The following is a 16,896-nucleotide window of genomic DNA, read 5'->3' as shown; positions in this document are numbered from 1 at the left end:
TTTTTGTGTACACTTAGAGTAGATATTGTGTATGGAAGGGGAAGAGGACATGATTAAATTATTTGTAAGTGATTTAGACGACACGCTCGTTTACAATGTAAATCATATGCAAAAAGAAGATGAACGTGCAATTTGTTGGTTAGCTGAAAAAGGGACAAATATTTGTTTTGCCTCAGGCCGCTTTACTCATCGAATTGATGAAGTCGTAAATAGGTTTGAATTCCCATATTACACAACTGGCTTAAATGGAGCGACAATGTTACTTCCGGATGGGAATTTGTTTTATGAATCGAGTTTTGAAAATACGGTTGCCCAGGAAATATATCGATATATACATAAAAAAGGACTAGCGGATATTGTTTGTGCAAATGAGCAGCGATATACAAAAAGGAAGAATGAACATCACCATAATTTTGAAGCGTATATGGGCGTGCATATCGCTGAAATTGAAGCGTTAGAAGAGGAATTTGGTAAAACTGTACATCCTGCGAAATTGTTTGTTTTTGGGGAAGAAGAGACAATTGAAGCATTAGATCAAGAATTACGAGATACATTTCAGAATGAAGCGGAAGTTTTTATGTCTGGTAAACGCTATGTTGACATTATGCCAAGGGGAGTAAGTAAAGGGAGTGCTTTAAGACGACTAATGGAACATTTGCAAATTGAAGCAAATGAAGTTGCATGCATTGGAGATTCTTTCAATGATATTTCTATGTTTGAAGTAACCCCGCATTCATTTACTCTGCACCATGCTCATCCATATGTGAAGGAGAAAGCGAATCATATTGTTCGTTCGGTTGAAGAAGCTATTATGAAATTGCCGTTACTTGTATAAAAAAGAAGCTCGCTACTAGCGAGCTTCTTTTTACTTGAATAACGATTTAACAAAATCAATGATACTTGAGAAGAAATCTTTCACTTTATCTAGGAAACTTTGCCCTTCTTCAGATCCTAAAAAGGCAGAAACGTGTTCTTTTGCTTTATTTAACTGACTGCCAACTTGATTCCAATCAATGTTAAGATTTTTCATTTTATCAAATAGAGCAACTAAGTTATCTAACTGTTCATCCGTTAATGTAATACCAAGTTGATCCGCAATTTTTTTAATTAATGAACGTAAATCTTCAGTCGTTTTTGGCTGCTCTTTCGCAATTTCTTCTTTAATTTTCGCAACAAGTTGAACTGCTTTTTCTTCACCAATTTTATCGCCAAGCTGGGATGTTTGCACCATTTCTTCATTGGCTACTTTTTTTACTTCCTCAGGAATTGCTTTGTTTGATGTTGTCTCATAGGCTTTCATTAAACCAGTTAAAGCAGCAGTTCCAGAAACTTTAAATGGTGCAGTAATTTGAATTTCTGCATCTTTCACACCTGCTGTAATAAGTGCGTTTGTGTACATTGCATCTGTTATTGAATTAATGTTTTTTGAACGTACAATGAGACCAGAACCTGGCTTTGTGTATGTGATCATAGAAGAGGAAATTGCTCTCGTACCAATTTGCGCTTTTGGAACAATCCCTTCTAGAAATTTATGTTCTTCCGCATTAGACACAGTAATAATTGTAGCATCTTTTGGTGCTTTCATTTCTTTTAACAGATCTTGTTTTTGTTGTTCAGACAAGTTTTCTCCTAGTGTAACAATTGATTCTCCTTCGATGATGTCTGCAAACGAAGCTGTTGGCATAATAAATACTGCTACAGCTAATAGCAGAGCTAGTAATTTCGTTTTCACGAAAAATCGCTCCCTTTCTCTTTCTAAAATTTTCGGGCAACACAGTTATTATAGTATATATTTCTTATTTGTCACCTAGCTTTTTCCACATTTCAAAAAAGAAGTATGTAGATTGTCGGATTCTTTTTGTTTCTAGTCATGAATGTGGTAATATAGTGCTGAGATAGTTGAAAGGAGACATATACGTATGAAAACTTTAGGATACATAGTAATGGAAAATGGTGAAAAAATCGATTTGGAATTTTTCCCAGAAGAGGCACCAAAAACAGTAGAAAACTTTAAAAAACTAGCAGAGCAAGGATTTTATGATGGTGTGACATTCCACCGCGTTATTCCTGGCTTCGTAAGCCAAGGTGGAGACCCAACAGGAACAGGTGCGGGTGGCCCAGGTTACTCTATCCCATGTGAAACTGATGGAAATCCTCATAGACACCTTGTAGGATCACTTTCTATGGCTCATGCTGGCCGTAACACAGGCGGTAGCCAATTCTTTATCGTTCATGAGCCACAGCCACACTTAGATGGTGTACATACTGTATTCGGTAAAGTAACAAGCGGTATTGAAACAGTATTAAACATGCGTCAAGGTGATGTAATGAAAGAAGTTAAAGTTTGGGAAGAATAAGTGAATGAGAAAAGAGAGCTATTGCTCTCTTTTTTTAATAGGAATGGGTATTTCGTTTACGGTACATGATACAAGTAGTAATGTGATTGTAGTGAAAATAAGTCGCTTATGAGAACAAAATATTAACAAATTACATAGAATACATTAGATTACAGATTTCAATAAAAGTTGTTTATTACATTCATTTTGCTAGAATTCATCTGCTCTAAGGTGATGAATAGTGAAGTGATAATGAGCGGTGGATGTTTCTTTTCACTTTCATATAACAGTGTTTCTTCTTTTATCTACTTAACAAAAATAGTAATGAAATGTATATTTGACTTTCTTCTTTTCGCTTTGTATGATTATCAAGTTGTTTTAAGCTCTTCTCACTCTGTTGAAAATATTGTAAAATGAATGTGATATGAAAAGAGTGATTGAGGGGATTTAATAGTTTGTAACTTTTGTAAGAAGGGATAAGGGTTATGTTAATTCGTTTTAAAAAAAGTTATGAAAAGATTGCAATGGGGCTTCTTTCATTTATGCCAACTGAAAAAGATGTGAAAACATTACAATTGACTATGAAAGATTATGAAGCAAAGGATGATTGGCAATTGTATTTGTGGAAACAAAACGAAGATTTTGTTGGGATAATGGGGATTGTAAAAAAAGAGAATCAAGTTTTGGAAATTCAGCATTTGAGTGTGAATCCATCTCACCGTCATATGGGTATTGGGACGAAGATGGTTCAAGAGTTAAAGAGTAAATTTCTTGAATTTACAATTTGCGGAAATGAGCAAACAGCAAGTTTTTGCAAAAAGTGTAAAGGGCTTGAACAAAATATACATTCGTGAAAGCAGAGATAAGTAGTTTATTATCTCTGCTTTCTTTTTTGTAATTGTTCGTTTCGTTCAGCGATGACTTCTGTTCGATCACGTAATGTGTGCTTATGTATTATAAATTCATTAGAAGTAGCATTCACGTCTTTCCAAGGAAGGTTTTGTTTCTGACATAATTCTATGCAGTACTTTTCTAATGTTGTATCCGACAATGGTAAAAATAACGGTGTAAAACTTTCTTTTTTCTGGATAGATTGCAATTTATCTTTGAGTAAGAACAGAAGTTGTGCCTCATTTATTCCTAAACGAAGTAAATGTGCACTGTTTTTTTCTAAAATCGTTATGGCGCTTTTCATCATCTTCTCTGCGCCATTCCAGTTAGAGCGTCTGTGATGGTATAAAGAAACTGCAATTTGAATGAGGCCGACTAAATAATGATCCCGATTTCCTCTCGGTTTTGTTTTCCAATATTCTTCCAGTATTTCGTGGCATTCAAAATAATCATAATCTCCGTGAAAATGAATTAAAAACTGTATGTATTCCGTAGGATACATTTTCTTCGCCCCTATCTAACGGTTATAAGTATAAGTTTATCATAGAAATATGAACAATAAACGACTAGGGAATTTCTCCCTAGTCGTTATTGTTCATATTAGCAGAAGCAAGCTGCCCCTACAATAATGAGTAAAATAAACAATACAACAAGTAATGCGAACCCACCGCTAAAACCACAATCAACGTGACCCATAGTTTTTTGACCTCCTACATTGTTCTTACTACACTGTTATCATATGAAGTGGTGGGCATGATGCTATAGGCATAGGTCTATTTTTAATTAAATTTCTTAAAAAGGTTGGATAGAACATGAGTATGCTCTATACTTATGTTGTTATAGAAAAAATGTGGTGGGATGCTTTGTGCAGTATAATTTTAAAGTAGAGGCTTTTGAAGGGCCTTTAGATTTATTGTTACATTTAATACATCGTTATGAAATTGATATATATAATATTCCTGTAGCGGAAATTACAGAGCAATATTTATCTTATGTTCATACGATGAAAGAACTACAATTAGATGTTGCAAGTGAGTATTTAGTAATGGCTGCAACGTTATTACAAATTAAAAGTAAAATGTTGTTGCCGAAACATGAAGAAGATGTACTTGATAACGGTGATGACTTTATAGATGATCCTCGTCAAGAATTGATGGAGAGGTTAATTGAATATAAGAAATATAAGCAAGTTGCTACTGAACTAAAAGAAAGAGAACAAGAAAGAGCACAGCTATATACACGTCCGCCAATTGATTTTACATCGTTGCAACAAGAAGAGGAGACAAGCTTGCCTCTTGATGTTACGTTATATGATATGCTAGCGGCATTTCAAAAATTAATGCGCCGTAAAAAAGCAAAGAAACCTGTGACAACACGTATTACTCGTCAAGAAATACCAATTGAACAGCGTATGACGGATATTTTAAAGCTGTTAGAAATACAAGGTGGTCGTCAAAGTTTTTATGATTTGTTTGTTGATGATGAACGGGAAATAATGGTTGTAACATTTTTAGCGGTTCTTGAGCTTATGAAAAATCAACAAATCGTAATTGAACAAGAACATAATTTTGATGAAATTTTCGTATCAAGCTATACTAAATCTGCATAGAGTTAGTATGGAAAATGGGATAGAAATAGTATATCTCATGCTAGGTTTGAATGTATCGTTTGGAACAAGAGAAAAAATATTGAACCGAACGCATTGATTGTGATTCGGTTTTTTGATGTGTATTTTTATGGAGAAAATAGGAGGAAGGAGCTCGTAAGATGGATAGAACAGAACAGAAATCAATCATTGAAGGGCTTTTATTTGTTTCTGGTGATGAAGGGATTTCTCCTGAACAAATAGCAAAAGTCCTTGAAATTGAAGGAAACGAAGTAATCGATATTTTAGAAGAAATGCAAAAAGAATGTGAAGGTGCACACCGAGGTTTGCAAATTGTACAGTATGCAAAAGTATATCGTTTTGCTACAAAGAAAGAACATGCGTCGTACTATCAAAAACTAATAGATATCCCAACAGCTGCTTCACTCTCTCAGGCTGCGCTAGAAACGTTAGCAATTGTTGCATATCGTCAACCCATTACAAGAACAGAAATGGAAGAGATTAGAGGAGTAAAAACTGATAAGGCGTTACAAACGTTAGTATCACACTTACTTATAAAAGAAATGGGAAGAGCAGAAGGACCTGGGCGTCCGATTTTATATGGAACGACGAAAGAATTTTTAGACACATTTGGATTAAAAACATTAGATGATTTACCTCCGCTTTCTGAAGAAAACGAACAAATGAATGAAGCGGATTTATTCTTTGGTTCTTTACAAGAGATATCGAAATAAAAGCTTAGCATTTTGCTAAGCTTTTTTTGTATATCAATTATATACCGTGCCATACTAATTGAAAAAAGGAGACGAGTTATGAGAGGTATACGAAGTATTTTATTATTAGTTTCTGTTTTGTTATGCTTTTCTTTAAATAGTGCATCGGCAAAAAGGTATATGATGTCTATTCATACCGCGTCTCCTTTACATATGCAGCGGCAACATTTTGGTAAAATGAAAGTGAGTTTCTTAAAAGTTGGGCAAGGTGATGCAACACTTATTATATTGCCAAATGGACAAACGATGTTAATTGATGGAGGACCTTATGAAGCTGGTGAGGTTATCATCCAAAAGCTAATTGAAAAAGGAATTAACCATTTAGATGCTATCGTCAGTACTCATCCTGATATGGATCATATTGGAGGGCTCATTCCGATTGTAGAGCAAATGCCGGTATCACTTATATTAGATAGTGGAAAAACATATAGTTCTCTTACTTATCATACGTATCGAAATCATATAAAGAAAAGGGGAATCCCTTTCATTTCAGTAAAAGAGGGCCAATACATACCGCTAGATCCGCATGTTTCCATACAAGTATTAAACAATGGGAAGTCCAAAGATGAAAATAATGAATCTTCAATTGTATTAAAGGTTCGGTATGGTAAGGCAGATTTTTTACTAATGGGTGATGCTGATGTGCGGACGGAAACTGAAATATTAAAGCAATTTGATGTACATGCAGATGTGCTAAAGGTGGGACATCATGGCTCATATACTTCAACAAGTGAAAGGTTTATAAAGAAGGTAGAACCACAGTTCGCGATTCTTTCTTATGGTAGCAAAAATCCGTATGGGCATCCGCATCAAAGTGTAGTGAGACGATTAAAACGGCGTGGTATAATGATGTATGGAACAAATAGACGTACGGTAGAAATGGAAACAGACGGCGAACATATTACAATAGGGTCTAGCGGATTAATGCCATTACTTAAGTGATTCATACGTTAGATGATATAGTTCCTTTTTGGAAAAAATGAATAACATATATTATAATTGCGAGAGACGTACTAAGCTTCCTTTTTGTTAAGCAAAGAGGAAATTTCATTAGAATGTATAGACAACTACTCGTGCATATATTAAGATGGAATTAGGCGAATAAGGTAATAATAACAAGTAGGTATTTCATGGGAAAGGATCGATGAAAATGAAAACGCAAGTTGTCATCAATGCCAAAATTTATACAGGTCAAGAAGTAGTAGAAAACGGATTTATTCGTTACGCAGAAACAATTAAAGAAATTGGTTTGATGGCTCAATATGTATCACAAGAAAATGAAACTGTTTTAGATGCGGCAGGGAAAATTGTGATTCCAGGTATGATTGATGTTCATATTCATGGTGGATACGATATTGATGCGATGGATGCAAATAGCGATGGGTTAGTAACTCTAGGGAAAGAAATGTTAAAAGAAGGAGTTACAACTTACTTCCCAACAACAATGACACAAGCTCCAGAAGCAATTGAAGCAGCACTACATGCTGCGAAGGAAGCGAAAGAAAAAGGAGCGCATTTCGAATATATTCACTTAGAAGGACCGTATGTTTCAAAAAAACGTGCAGGTGCACAACCACTTGAACATATTGTTCCTGCGAATATTGAACAATTTAAACAATGGCAGGAAGCAAGCGGAAATTTAATTAAATTAGTAACATACGCACCTGAAGAAGAAGGAGCGTTAGAGTTTGAGCAGTATCTTGCTGAAACTGGTGTTGTCGGCACAATGGGGCATACAGATGCAATTGATGCGCAACTAAAAAATAGAAACATTACACATGCAACGCATTTATACAATCAAATGCGTGGATTACATCACCGTGAACCAGGAGTTGTTGGTCATGTGTTATTAAATCCAGATGTAATGGTTGAAGTAATTACAGATGGTATTCACATTCACCCAGATATGGTGAAATTAGCATATAAATTAAAAGGACCGAAAAAAGTAAGTGTTATTACTGACGCAATGCGTGCAAAAGGTCTTGAAGATGGATTATATGAGCTTGGCGGACAGCCAGTACATGTAAAAGATGGTAGTGCTCGATTAGAAGATGGAACGTTAGCTGGTAGTATTCTAAAAATGGATCAAGCTTTCCGAAATGTAATTGAATTTACAGGTTGTTCAATCGAAGATGCAGTACTAATGACATCAGTGAACCAAGCAGAAGAGTTTGGATTAAATAATAAAGGTGCATTAGCGGTAGGAAAAGATGCAGACTTTGTTGTGATGAATGAAGATTTACATGTATATGATACGGTTCGTTTAGGAATTCATATGAAGGAAGGGAAGTAATGAAATGAATATTCTTGTTGTAAAAACTCCAGAAGAACTAGCAGAAGCAGGTTATAAATTAATTGAAGAAGTTGTAAAAACAAAAGAAAATCCAACATTAGGAATGGCTACAGGAAGCTCTCCATTAGGTATTTATGCAGAAATGCGAAAAAATAAACTTGATACAAGCCGTGTAACCACTGTAAACTTAGATGAGTACGTAAATTTACCACATGAAGATAAAAACAGCTATCACTATTTCATGCAAGAACAGTTGTTTGATCATCTTCCATTTAAACAAACTTATGTACCAAACGGGATGGCAAGTGATTTAGAGGAAGAGTGCAAACGTTACGAGGGCATTCTAGCTGCTAACCCAGTTGACCTACAGATTCTTGGAATCGGTGAAAACGGTCACATCGGATTTAACGAACCAGGAACACCGTTTAATTCTCCAACAAACATTGTTGAATTAACAGAATCTACACGCCAAGCAAACCTTCGCTTCTTCGAAAAAGAAGAAGATGTGCCAACTCATGCAATTACAATGGGAATTGGAAGCATTATGAAAGCGAAACAAATTCTACTTGTTGCTATGGGTTCTAAAAAGGCAGAAGCTGTTAAAGAATTATTGCAAGGTGCATATAGTGAAGCGTGTCCTGCTACAGTTTTACAACGTCATCCGAATGTAACCGTAATCGCTGATCAAGAAGCTCTATCTTTATGCAGTGAGGCGATTGCTGATGAACATCGACAAGTATTCACCATTTCCGATCTATTATCAGATTCAAGAGTGGGTGAAACAGCTAATTGAGGACGGCGAATGGAAGCCGGGAGATAAAATCCCATCTGAGAATGAACTTTGCGATAAGTTCGAAGTGAGTCGTATGACAATCAGACAGGCGATTAATAATTTAGTGGAACAAGGTTATTTATATCGGAAACGTGGAATCGGTACGTTTGTCCAACTTCCGAAAGTGGAACAAAAACTGCAAGGAATGACAGGATTCACGGAAGATATGATTTCTCGTGGGATGAACCCAAGTAGTCAATTATTAAGTTTCCGCCTAGTTCCAGCTACTGTGAAAATAGCAGACCGGCTGAGAATACAGGAGGGAGAGTCGGTTTATGAAGTGAGGCGTATTCGCTTAGCTGACGATGAACCGATTGCTTTTGAGACGACATATTTGTCGCCAGCTCTTGTAAAAGATATTAACGAAGAAATATTGCAACAATCTTTATATGAACATTTAGAGAAAAAACTGGGCTTCAAACTTGTTAGCGCTACTCAATCAATTGAAGCTTCAATTGCAACGGATAATGAAGCGGAACATCTGCATATTCCTAAAAAGGCGCCAGTGCTTGTCATGCGTCAATGGTCATATTCAGAAGGTGAAGTACCGTTAGAGTATGTGAAATGTATTTATCGTGGAGATCGTTATAAGTTTATTACAAACATCGCACGTAACAAATAATATATTTCAGTTTGTGAAGTACAGTAAATGTCAAATTGTTTAACATGTAAAGAAAAAATACGACTCATCCTTACAAGGAGTGAGTCGTATTTTTATTATGAGCAATTACGTGGTTAACAGCTTCTTTAACTGTATTTACTACATAGTGAGCGTGTTCTTTTACTGCGTCATCTGCTTGAGCCATAGCAAAACTGTGAGGAGTTAGAGCAAACATTGGAATATCATTATAAGAATCCCCTATGCAAGCAACTTCCTCTGGTTGTAATTGAAACTCTTTTAATAAAACAGAAATAGCAGAACCTTTACTAATATTAGGTGGCATTACATCTAAGCATTGTTCTGCTGAAATGAACGTACTAACTTTTCCATGAAATTTTTCATCAATTTTTTTCTGAAGGAGTTGTAAGCTCTCCTTTGTGCCACCGACAGAAATTTTATTCGGGAAAATTGTATCATCTATTTTCTGTAATAAATTTGGTTCTTCGACAGAAGTCATCGTTACTTGTTGCTCAAGTTCGTGAATAAACGGTGTTTTTTCTTCAATGTAGTAATTATGTTCATCACTAACATAACGGAAATAAGGATCTTCATTCGTCATGTGTAACAATTCAGGAAGAATGCTGGAATCAAAAGTTGCAGATAATAGCTGCTTATTTTCATTTGTATATACAAAAACACCATTAACACTAATGCGGTGGAAATTTGTATTTACAGCTTTCATTAAGTCTGCAATTTCATTATCAAGTCGGCCAGAAGCGAAACAAAGAATCACATTTTGTTCAGCAAGACTACGAAGTGCTACAATATCCTGTTCGTCAATTAAACCTCCGTGTTGCATCATTGTACCGTCGATATCACTTACAAACATTTTAATCATGTTGTTATCTCCTTTCTATGTACAGTTGCTCTTACATTATACGCATCATATATAAACATGTCTAAAAAATGAATTTTTATGAAATGGTAGATGTTTTACATTGACGACAAAGAAGAATATTCTGTAACATAAAAGCAGGCTATTTAAGTACGAGGGTGGTGTTATATGAGTAATTATCTAGAAATTAAAAAAGTTTTAAATAATAATGTCATCATTGCTAGCCATCCTGAACATGAGGAAGTAGTAGTGATTGGTAAAGGAATTGGATTTGGGAAAAAAGCGAAAGATATATTGGAGCAAGAACAAATTGAAAAAATGTTTGTTCTAAAAAATGAACGTGATCGTGAACAATACAAACTGCTAGTTCCGCATGTGAGTGAAAAATTAATTGAATTAATGAATGATATTATGTTCTATATTCAAGAAAAAGCAAAATCCTCATTGAATGAACATATTCATATCGCTTTAACAGATCATATTTCTTTTGCAATTAAGCGTTTAAAACAAGGGTTTACAATTGATAATCCTTTTTTAGTTGAAACGAAAATGCTCTATCCAGAGGAATATAAAATTGCTGAAGGTGTTGTAAACCTTTTAAATTCTCGTTTGCAAATTACATTGCCAGAAGGAGAAATCGGGTTTATTGCACTGCATATTTACAGTTCACTTACAAATTCAGATTTATCTTCAGTTAATCAAAACTCCCGTCTCATCGCACAGCTTGTATCTTTAATTGAGACGAACTTACAAATTACATTAGACCAAGAAAGTATTCACTATTTACGCCTTATTCGTCATCTTCAATATGCTATTGAGAGGGTGAAAAAAGGAGAAAAAGTAGAGGAATCGCAAAGTTTTGCTGATTTATTAAAGGCGGAATATCCTGTCTGTTATAATTTAGCTTGGAAGCTAGTTAAGGTTATGCAAAAAGAATTGCAACTTCCTGTTTATGAAGCAGAGAGTATATATTTAACGATGCACCTGCAGCGCTTAGTGAAGGCAGAGCATGTGTAAAATGACATATATTTTTGTCGAAAATGAAAACGTTAAAAAAAATCATTGAATCGCTTACAATAGTTATGTATAATAACTATTGCAAAGTTATACAAATTTCGACAAACACATTAAGGTATAAAACGAAAACGTTTGCCTTAATTATAGTGAACTTATACGTAAACCTATTTTTGACACGTGTTACTGATTCGATCAGGCATGAGTGGAGAAAAGTAAGGAATGTAAGCTAGAGAAAGGGATATACTACCCTTTGTATAGCTATCGTTCTATCTTTTTTTCCTCATGCCTTTTTGGCGTTTGTCGGAAGGTATCAATATAGATAAGAGAGGAAGGGTTTCCATGTTTAAGAAGATCTTTGGTGTTCTTCAAAAAGTCGGAAAAGCGCTTATGCTTCCAGTAGCGATTTTACCGGCAGCAGGTATTTTACTTGGATTTGGTAATGCATTTCAAAATCCACAGTTAACAAATGTTATTCCTGCTTTAAAAGCAGATTGGTTCGTAATGGTAGCAAAAATTATGGAACAATCTGGTGATATTATTTTCGCTAACCTTGCATTACTATTCGCAGTTGGGGTAGCAATTGGCTTAGCTGGTGGAGACGGAGTAGCTGGTTTAGCAGCATTCGTTGGCTACTTAATTATGAACAAAACGATGAGTGTGTTCTTAGAAGTAGATAAGCTAGTGAAAGTAACAAGTTCTGGAGCAGACCCAGTAAAAGTTGGATTTGCAGATCCAGCGTATGCAAACGTATTAGGAATTCCAACGCTACAAACTGGAGTGTTTGGTGGTATTATCGTCGGGATAGTAGCGGCATATTGCTATAATAAATACTTCAACATTGAATTACCATCATACTTAGGTTTCTTTGCAGGTAAGCGTTTCGTACCGATCGCAACTGCAACATTCTCTTTAATAGTAGGTATTATCATGTGCTTCGTTTGGCCATACATTCAAGGTGGCTTAAACACGTTCTCACATCAAATGATTGATGCAAATAGAACGTTAGCAGCATTTATTTTCGGTTTAATTGAACGTTCACTAATTCCATTTGGATTACATCACATTTTCTATTCACCGTTCTGGTTCGAATTCGGTCAGTATACAAATGCGGCTGGCGAATTAATTCGTGGTGACCAAAAAATCTTTATGGCACAGTTAAAAGACGGTGTAGAATTAACAGCAGGTACATTTACAACTGGTAAGTATCCGTTCATGATGTTCGGTCTTCCAGCGGCAGCTTTAGCAATGTACCATGAAGCACGTCCAGAAAATAAAAAATTAGCAGCAGGTATTTTAGGTTCTGCTGCATTAACATCTTTCTTAACAGGTATTACAGAGCCACTTGAATTTTCATTCTTATTCGTAGCACCAGTATTATTCGGAATTCACGCTGTATTCGCTGGTCTATCATTTATGACAATGCAAATTTTAGGTGTTAAAATTGGTATGACATTCTCTGGTGGTTTAATCGACTTCCTATTATTCGGTGTACTACCAGGCCGTACGGCATGGTGGTGGGTAATTATTGTTGGTCTTGTACTAGCGGTTATTTACTACTTCGGATTCCGATTTGCAATCCGTAAATGGGATTTAAAAACACCTGGCCGTGAAGTTGCAAATGCGAATGAAGGTGCAGGAAAAGCAGAAGCTGGTGAACTTCCTCGTGAAGTATTAGTAGCACTTGGTGGTAAAGAAAACATTGCTTCTTTAGACGCTTGTATTACTCGTTTACGTGTTCAAGTTAACGAACAAAAGAATGTAAATAAAGATCGCTTGAAAGAACTTGGAGCAGCTGGTGTACTTGAAGTTGGAAATAACATTCAAGCTATTTTTGGACCGAAATCTGACACATTAAAATCACAAATTCATGATATTATGTCAGGTCGTACACCTCATGTTGAAAAAGCAGAGCCTGTAAAAGTAGAAGAAGCTCCTCAAAAAGTTGATGAAAACGAAACAATCGTTTCACCAATTGAAGGGAAGATCCTACCTATTACAGAAGTGCCGGATCAAGTATTCTCAGGAAAAATGATGGGAGATGGATTTGCAATTGAGCCAACAGAAGGAACAGTAGTTTCTCCAGTTAATGGTGAAATTGTCAACGTATTCCCTACAAAGCATGCAATTGGTATTCAATCTGAAGGTGGAAAAGAAATTTTAATCCACTTCGGTATTGATACTGTAAAATTAAATGGTGAAGGTTTTGAAGCACTTGTAGCGCAAGGTGACAAAGTGAAACAAGGACAACCATTATTAAAAGTAGATCTTGCATTTGTAAAAGAAAATGCACCATCTATCATTACACCAATTGTATTTACGAATTTACAGCAAGGGCAGCAAGTCGAATTGAAAAAAGATGGAAATGTTAAGAAGGGCGAAAACGCTATTATTGACATTCAGTAGGAATTTGACGCAAAATGTTTATAATTATAATAGGTGATGTGGTTGACCGAACATCGCCTATTATATACAATAGATGATGTAGTACTCACGTCTATACAACTAAAAAATACTGTAATTTAAAGGAGATAAATTATCATGGAAAAAATCTTTAAAGTAACTAGCGACTCAGGAATTCATGCTCGTCCAGCAACTCTACTTGTAAACACTGCAAGCAAATTTGGTTCTGACATTAACTTAGAGTATAACGGAAAGAACGTTAACTTAAAATCAATCATGGGCGTTATGTCTTTAGGTATTCAACAAGGCGCGGAAATTAAAATCACTGCAAATGGTGATGATGCAGCTCAAGCACTAGCAGCTATCGAAGAAACTATGAAAAACGAAGGATTAGGAGAATAATGACTCTTAACATTCAAGGGATCGCTGCATCAAGTGGGATTGCTATTGCAAAGGCTTTCAGACTTGAAAATCCTGAATTTAACATTGAAAAGAAATCAATTACAAACGAAGCTGCAGAAATTGCACGCTTAGAAGCTGCGCTTGAGAAAGCAAAAACTGAATTAGAAGCTATTAAAGACCACGCTTTTGCTGAGCTAGGTGCTGACAAAGCTGCGATCTTTGAAGCACATTTATTAGTGTTAAATGATCCAGAACTAGTAAACCCAGTAAAAGATAAAGTAAATAGTGAAAAAGTAAATGCTGAATTTGCAATGGATGAAGTTGCATCAATGTTTATTTCTATGTTTGAAAACATGGATAACGAATATATGAAAGAACGTGCTGCGGACATTCGTGACGTAACAAAACGTGTTCTTGCACATTTACTAGGCATTAACTTCTCAAATCCTGGTACAATTTCTGAAGAAGTAATCATTATTGCTGAAGATTTAACACCATCTGATACAGCTCAGTTAAACCGTAAGTATGCAAAAGGTTTTACAACTGATATCGGTGGACGTACATCTCACTCTGCAATTATGGCTCGCTCTATGGAAATTCCAGCTGTTGTTGGTACGAAAGTTGTTATGGAGAAAATCCAAAACGGCGATATCGTAATCATCGATGGTTTAGATGGAGAAGTAATTGTTAATCCATCAGAAGAAACTCTTCGCTCGTTTGAAGAAAAGAAAGCGAAATTTGAAGAGCAAAAAGCTGAATGGGCAAAATTAAAAGATCAAGCTACTGTAACAAGTGATGGACATCACGTTGAGCTTGTTGCAAATATCGGAACACCAAATGATGTACAAGGTATTATCGATAATGGCGGAGAAGGCGTTGGTTTATACCGTACAGAATTCTTATACATGGGCCGTGATAATCTTCCAACAGAAGAAGAGCAGTTCGAAGCGTATAAAGCAGTTCTTGAAGGTGTAAAAGAAGGTCAACCTGTTGTTGTTCGTACACTTGACATCGGTGGAGATAAAGAGCTTCCATACTTACATTTACCAAAAGAAATGAACCCATTCTTAGGATACCGTGCAATTCGCTTATGTCTTGATGAGCAAGATGTGTTCCGTACACAACTTCGTGCATTACTTCGTGCTAGCGTATACGGTAACTTAAAAATTATGTTCCCAATGATTGCAACTCTTGATGAGTTCCGTCAAGCGAAAGCAATCCTATTAGAAGAAAAAGCGAAACTTGTAGAAGCGGGTACAACTGTTTCTGATTCTATTGAAGTGGGTATGATGGTTGAAATCCCAGCTTCAGCAGTATTAGCAGATCAATTTGCAAAAGAAGTTGATTTCTTCTCTATCGGAACAAACGACTTAATTCAATACACAATGGCTGCAGACCGTATGAACGAACAAGTATCTTACTTATACCAACCATATAACCCATCTATTTTACGTCTTGTAAAAATGGTTATCGATGCTGCTCATAAAGAAGGCAAATGGGCTGGTATGTGTGGTGAGATGGCGGGAGATTCACTTGCGATCCCATTATTATTAGGATTAGGTTTAGATGAGTTCAGTATGAGTGCAACATCTATTCTTCCTGCAAGAACACAACTAAGCAAGTTGTCAAAAGCAGAAATGGAAACATTAGCAGAAAAAGCATTAATGATGTCAACTGCTGAAGAAGTTGTTGAACTAGTTAAAAGTATATAATCAATAAAAAAACCTGAGTCGATTTGAAATCGGTCTCAGGTTTTTTCTATGAGAAAAGTAAAACTTATTTTCTTACTTTTGAAGATAAGGAACAAAATTAGATAGCGATAGCAACGATATCAGCTGGGCATACACGTAAAATACCAGTAAAAGTATTTCGGTTTTGATTGTGCTTATCGTCTTTATTGTTATCTTTGTTATCTTTGTCATTGTTATTACGAGCTAAAGCAGAGAAAAGAGCAACACCGTTACAGAAACCTTCAAAAATTACATTGTTGAAAGATCCAACACCTTTAACGCTTAATAGAGAAAGCTCTGTTCCAACTGAAATGCTAGCAAGTACGTTACATACAGCTGGTTGTTGTGGTCTAACTACTTCTTTCTCTTTCTCTTTCTCATGATGTCTGCACTCTCTTTCATGATGATGACAGTCTCTAAAGTTATCACAGCATCCAAATGATCCAAACATAATCCTCATCACCCCCTTCACACTTATAATCTATGTAAGTTCGGTAGTGAGTGACTGGACAGAGAGTGGAATTTTTTCTAGGGGAATTTCTCATTTTAAAAGACTAGCTGGGTGTTTATTACGGAATGATGTTTAAAATAGGATAGATATCACAAAAAAGTGTAAAGACCACCGAAATGAATGAAATAGGTAGCCTTTACACTTTTTTGCTTTTATATAAAACGATGATATATACAGGAAGAGCTAACAGTAGCGGTACAATGGATCGTGCAGTATGTTTTTCTGATTCTAATTGGAATGCTTCTTCTTTTGGAAATTGTAAAACTGAAATATTTGCAGCATCGCCAATAAAATATAGAAGCAGTACAGTTACTATGTAACATAAAAGTGCAATAAAGCTTCCGTATGAACTCAATGAAAATCCCTCTCTTGTTATCTATTTGTTATCATTGTATCATAATTGTAACAAAAACACACGGTTATATTTCGATGCTTTAACAAAATTCGACACGAAACGTCATTTATATGTATGTGAATAGCATGAAATTTACTGTTTTTTATGTGTGGATGTCGAATCATACATTTTAGTATTACGGATGTGTGACAGAATAAAAAAGAAACGAAGGTAATGAAATTACCTTCGTTTCTTTTTTATTCGTATGAAAGGGC

Annotated in this window: 20 protein-coding genes; 14 read left to right on the top strand and 6 right to left on the bottom strand. The window is 35.6% G+C overall.

The window, feature by feature from the left end:
* Positions 1 to 31 precede the first annotated feature (31 nt).
* Positions 32 to 835, top strand: coding sequence for a Cof-type HAD-IIB family hydrolase (locus tag ACTFR9_RS12730; RefSeq protein ID WP_002022291.1), 804 nt, complete (start codon positions 32 to 34; stop codon positions 833 to 835).
* A gap of 30 nt (positions 836 to 865) precedes the next feature.
* Here ACTFR9_RS12730 and ACTFR9_RS12725 read toward each other — a convergent pair whose 3' ends face one another.
* On the bottom strand, positions 866 to 1,732 hold the full coding sequence (locus ACTFR9_RS12725) for a DUF1002 domain-containing protein (RefSeq protein WP_000850502.1): 867 nt from the start codon (positions 1,730 to 1,732) through the stop codon (positions 866 to 868).
* 187 nt (positions 1,733 to 1,919) lie between these two features.
* Between ACTFR9_RS12725 and ACTFR9_RS12720 the strand changes: the two genes are divergently transcribed.
* The 3 genes from ACTFR9_RS12720 (at position 1,920) to ribT (ending at position 3,190) form a co-directional block, all read left to right on the top strand.
* Positions 1,920 to 2,357: a peptidylprolyl isomerase gene (locus ACTFR9_RS12720; RefSeq protein ID WP_000853792.1), complete on the top strand. Its 438-nt coding sequence runs from the start codon at positions 1,920 to 1,922 to the stop codon at positions 2,355 to 2,357.
* A gap of 213 nt (positions 2,358 to 2,570) precedes the next feature.
* On the top strand, positions 2,571 to 2,753 hold the full coding sequence (locus tag ACTFR9_RS12715; protein WP_002028396.1) for a hypothetical protein: 183 nt from the start codon (positions 2,571 to 2,573) through the stop codon (positions 2,751 to 2,753).
* 68 nt (positions 2,754 to 2,821) lie between these two features.
* A complete protein-coding gene (ribT, locus tag ACTFR9_RS12710) occupies positions 2,822 to 3,190 on the top strand; it encodes a GNAT family N-acetyltransferase RibT (RefSeq protein ID WP_000908397.1) in 369 nt (122 codons plus the stop codon).
* A 20-nt stretch (positions 3,191 to 3,210) separates the two neighbouring features.
* Here the strand turns inward: ribT and ACTFR9_RS12705 are convergent, their stop codons facing one another.
* Both ACTFR9_RS12705 and ACTFR9_RS12700 read right to left on the bottom strand, forming a co-directional pair.
* Positions 3,211 to 3,729 (bottom strand): DUF309 domain-containing protein, encoded by a 519-nt coding sequence (locus ACTFR9_RS12705; RefSeq protein WP_000283586.1) that lies wholly within the window; start codon positions 3,727 to 3,729, stop codon positions 3,211 to 3,213.
* 98 nt (positions 3,730 to 3,827) lie between these two features.
* Positions 3,828 to 3,923 (bottom strand): YjcZ family sporulation protein, encoded by a 96-nt coding sequence (locus ACTFR9_RS12700; protein ID WP_000510194.1) that lies wholly within the window; start codon positions 3,921 to 3,923, stop codon positions 3,828 to 3,830.
* A gap of 169 nt (positions 3,924 to 4,092) precedes the next feature.
* Between ACTFR9_RS12700 and scpA the strand changes: the two genes are divergently transcribed.
* The 6 genes from scpA (at position 4,093) to ACTFR9_RS12670 (ending at position 9,353) form a co-directional block, all read left to right on the top strand.
* On the top strand, positions 4,093 to 4,836 hold the full coding sequence (scpA, locus tag ACTFR9_RS12695) for a segregation/condensation protein A (RefSeq protein ID WP_001199760.1): 744 nt from the start codon (positions 4,093 to 4,095) through the stop codon (positions 4,834 to 4,836).
* 158 nt (positions 4,837 to 4,994) lie between these two features.
* Positions 4,995 to 5,567 (top strand): segregation/condensation protein ScpB, encoded by a 573-nt coding sequence (gene scpB / locus ACTFR9_RS12690; RefSeq protein ID WP_000376222.1) that lies wholly within the window; start codon positions 4,995 to 4,997, stop codon positions 5,565 to 5,567.
* Positions 5,568 to 5,645: 78 nt separating this feature from the next.
* On the top strand, positions 5,646 to 6,548 hold the full coding sequence (locus ACTFR9_RS12685) for a ComEC/Rec2 family competence protein (RefSeq protein WP_001214090.1): 903 nt from the start codon (positions 5,646 to 5,648) through the stop codon (positions 6,546 to 6,548).
* Positions 6,549 to 6,756: 208 nt separating this feature from the next.
* Positions 6,757 to 7,899: an N-acetylglucosamine-6-phosphate deacetylase gene (gene nagA, locus ACTFR9_RS12680; RefSeq protein WP_001983978.1), complete on the top strand. Its 1,143-nt coding sequence runs from the start codon at positions 6,757 to 6,759 to the stop codon at positions 7,897 to 7,899.
* Between the two features lie 4 nt (positions 7,900 to 7,903).
* Positions 7,904 to 8,692, top strand: a complete 789-nt coding sequence (nagB, locus tag ACTFR9_RS12675) for a glucosamine-6-phosphate deaminase (RefSeq protein WP_001024206.1) — start codon at positions 7,904 to 7,906, stop codon at positions 8,690 to 8,692.
* Positions 8,622 to 9,353: a GntR family transcriptional regulator gene (locus ACTFR9_RS12670; protein WP_012644586.1), complete on the top strand. Its 732-nt coding sequence runs from the start codon at positions 8,622 to 8,624 to the stop codon at positions 9,351 to 9,353. The genes nagB and ACTFR9_RS12670 overlap by 71 nt, the downstream gene beginning before the upstream one ends.
* 70 nt (positions 9,354 to 9,423) lie before the next feature.
* On the opposite strand, the gene ACTFR9_RS12665 is transcribed toward ACTFR9_RS12670, so the two are convergent.
* Positions 9,424 to 10,230 carry a Cof-type HAD-IIB family hydrolase gene (locus ACTFR9_RS12665; protein WP_000594236.1) on the bottom strand — a complete coding sequence of 269 codons (807 nt, stop codon included), beginning with the start codon at positions 10,228 to 10,230 and terminating at the stop codon, positions 9,424 to 9,426.
* Positions 10,231 to 10,395: 165 nt separating this feature from the next.
* On the opposite strand from ACTFR9_RS12665, the gene glcT reads away from it, so the two are divergent.
* From glcT to ptsP, 4 genes are all read left to right on the top strand, one after another.
* Positions 10,396 to 11,244: a glucose PTS transporter transcription antiterminator GlcT gene (glcT, locus tag ACTFR9_RS12660; protein ID WP_229136228.1), complete on the top strand. Its 849-nt coding sequence runs from the start codon at positions 10,396 to 10,398 to the stop codon at positions 11,242 to 11,244.
* Between the two features lie 339 nt (positions 11,245 to 11,583).
* Entirely contained in the window at positions 11,584 to 13,647 is a 2,064-nt protein-coding gene (ptsG, locus tag ACTFR9_RS12655) for a PTS glucose transporter subunit IIABC (protein ID WP_000473205.1), read from the top strand.
* 135 nt (positions 13,648 to 13,782) lie between these two features.
* Entirely contained in the window at positions 13,783 to 14,046 is a 264-nt protein-coding gene (gene ptsH, locus ACTFR9_RS12650) for a phosphocarrier protein HPr (protein ID WP_000411079.1), read from the top strand.
* The gene (gene ptsP / locus ACTFR9_RS12645) at positions 14,046 to 15,758 is read left to right on the top strand and encodes a phosphoenolpyruvate--protein phosphotransferase (protein ID WP_000174221.1); all 1,713 of its coding nucleotides are present in this window, start codon (positions 14,046 to 14,048) and stop codon (positions 15,756 to 15,758) included. The genes ptsH and ptsP overlap by 1 nt, the downstream gene beginning before the upstream one ends.
* Before the next feature lie 97 nt (positions 15,759 to 15,855).
* On the opposite strand, the gene ACTFR9_RS12640 is transcribed toward ptsP, so the two are convergent.
* Together ACTFR9_RS12640 and ACTFR9_RS12635 are read right to left on the bottom strand one after the other, a co-directional pair.
* Complete coding sequence (locus ACTFR9_RS12640; protein ID WP_000468014.1) at positions 15,856 to 16,227, bottom strand: DUF3915 family protein; 372 nt, start codon at positions 16,225 to 16,227, stop codon at positions 15,856 to 15,858.
* A gap of 196 nt (positions 16,228 to 16,423) precedes the next feature.
* On the bottom strand, positions 16,424 to 16,642 hold the full coding sequence (locus tag ACTFR9_RS12635) for a hypothetical protein (protein ID WP_000100487.1): 219 nt from the start codon (positions 16,640 to 16,642) through the stop codon (positions 16,424 to 16,426).
* Positions 16,643 to 16,896 lie beyond the last annotated feature (254 nt).

It is taken from the genome of Bacillus cereus group sp. MYBK222-1, assembly GCF_051916425.1.
Taxonomy (GTDB): Bacteria; Bacillota; Bacilli; order Bacillales; family Bacillaceae_G; genus Bacillus_A; species Bacillus_A paranthracis.
This window is presented reverse-complemented; position numbering and strand designations above follow the sequence as displayed.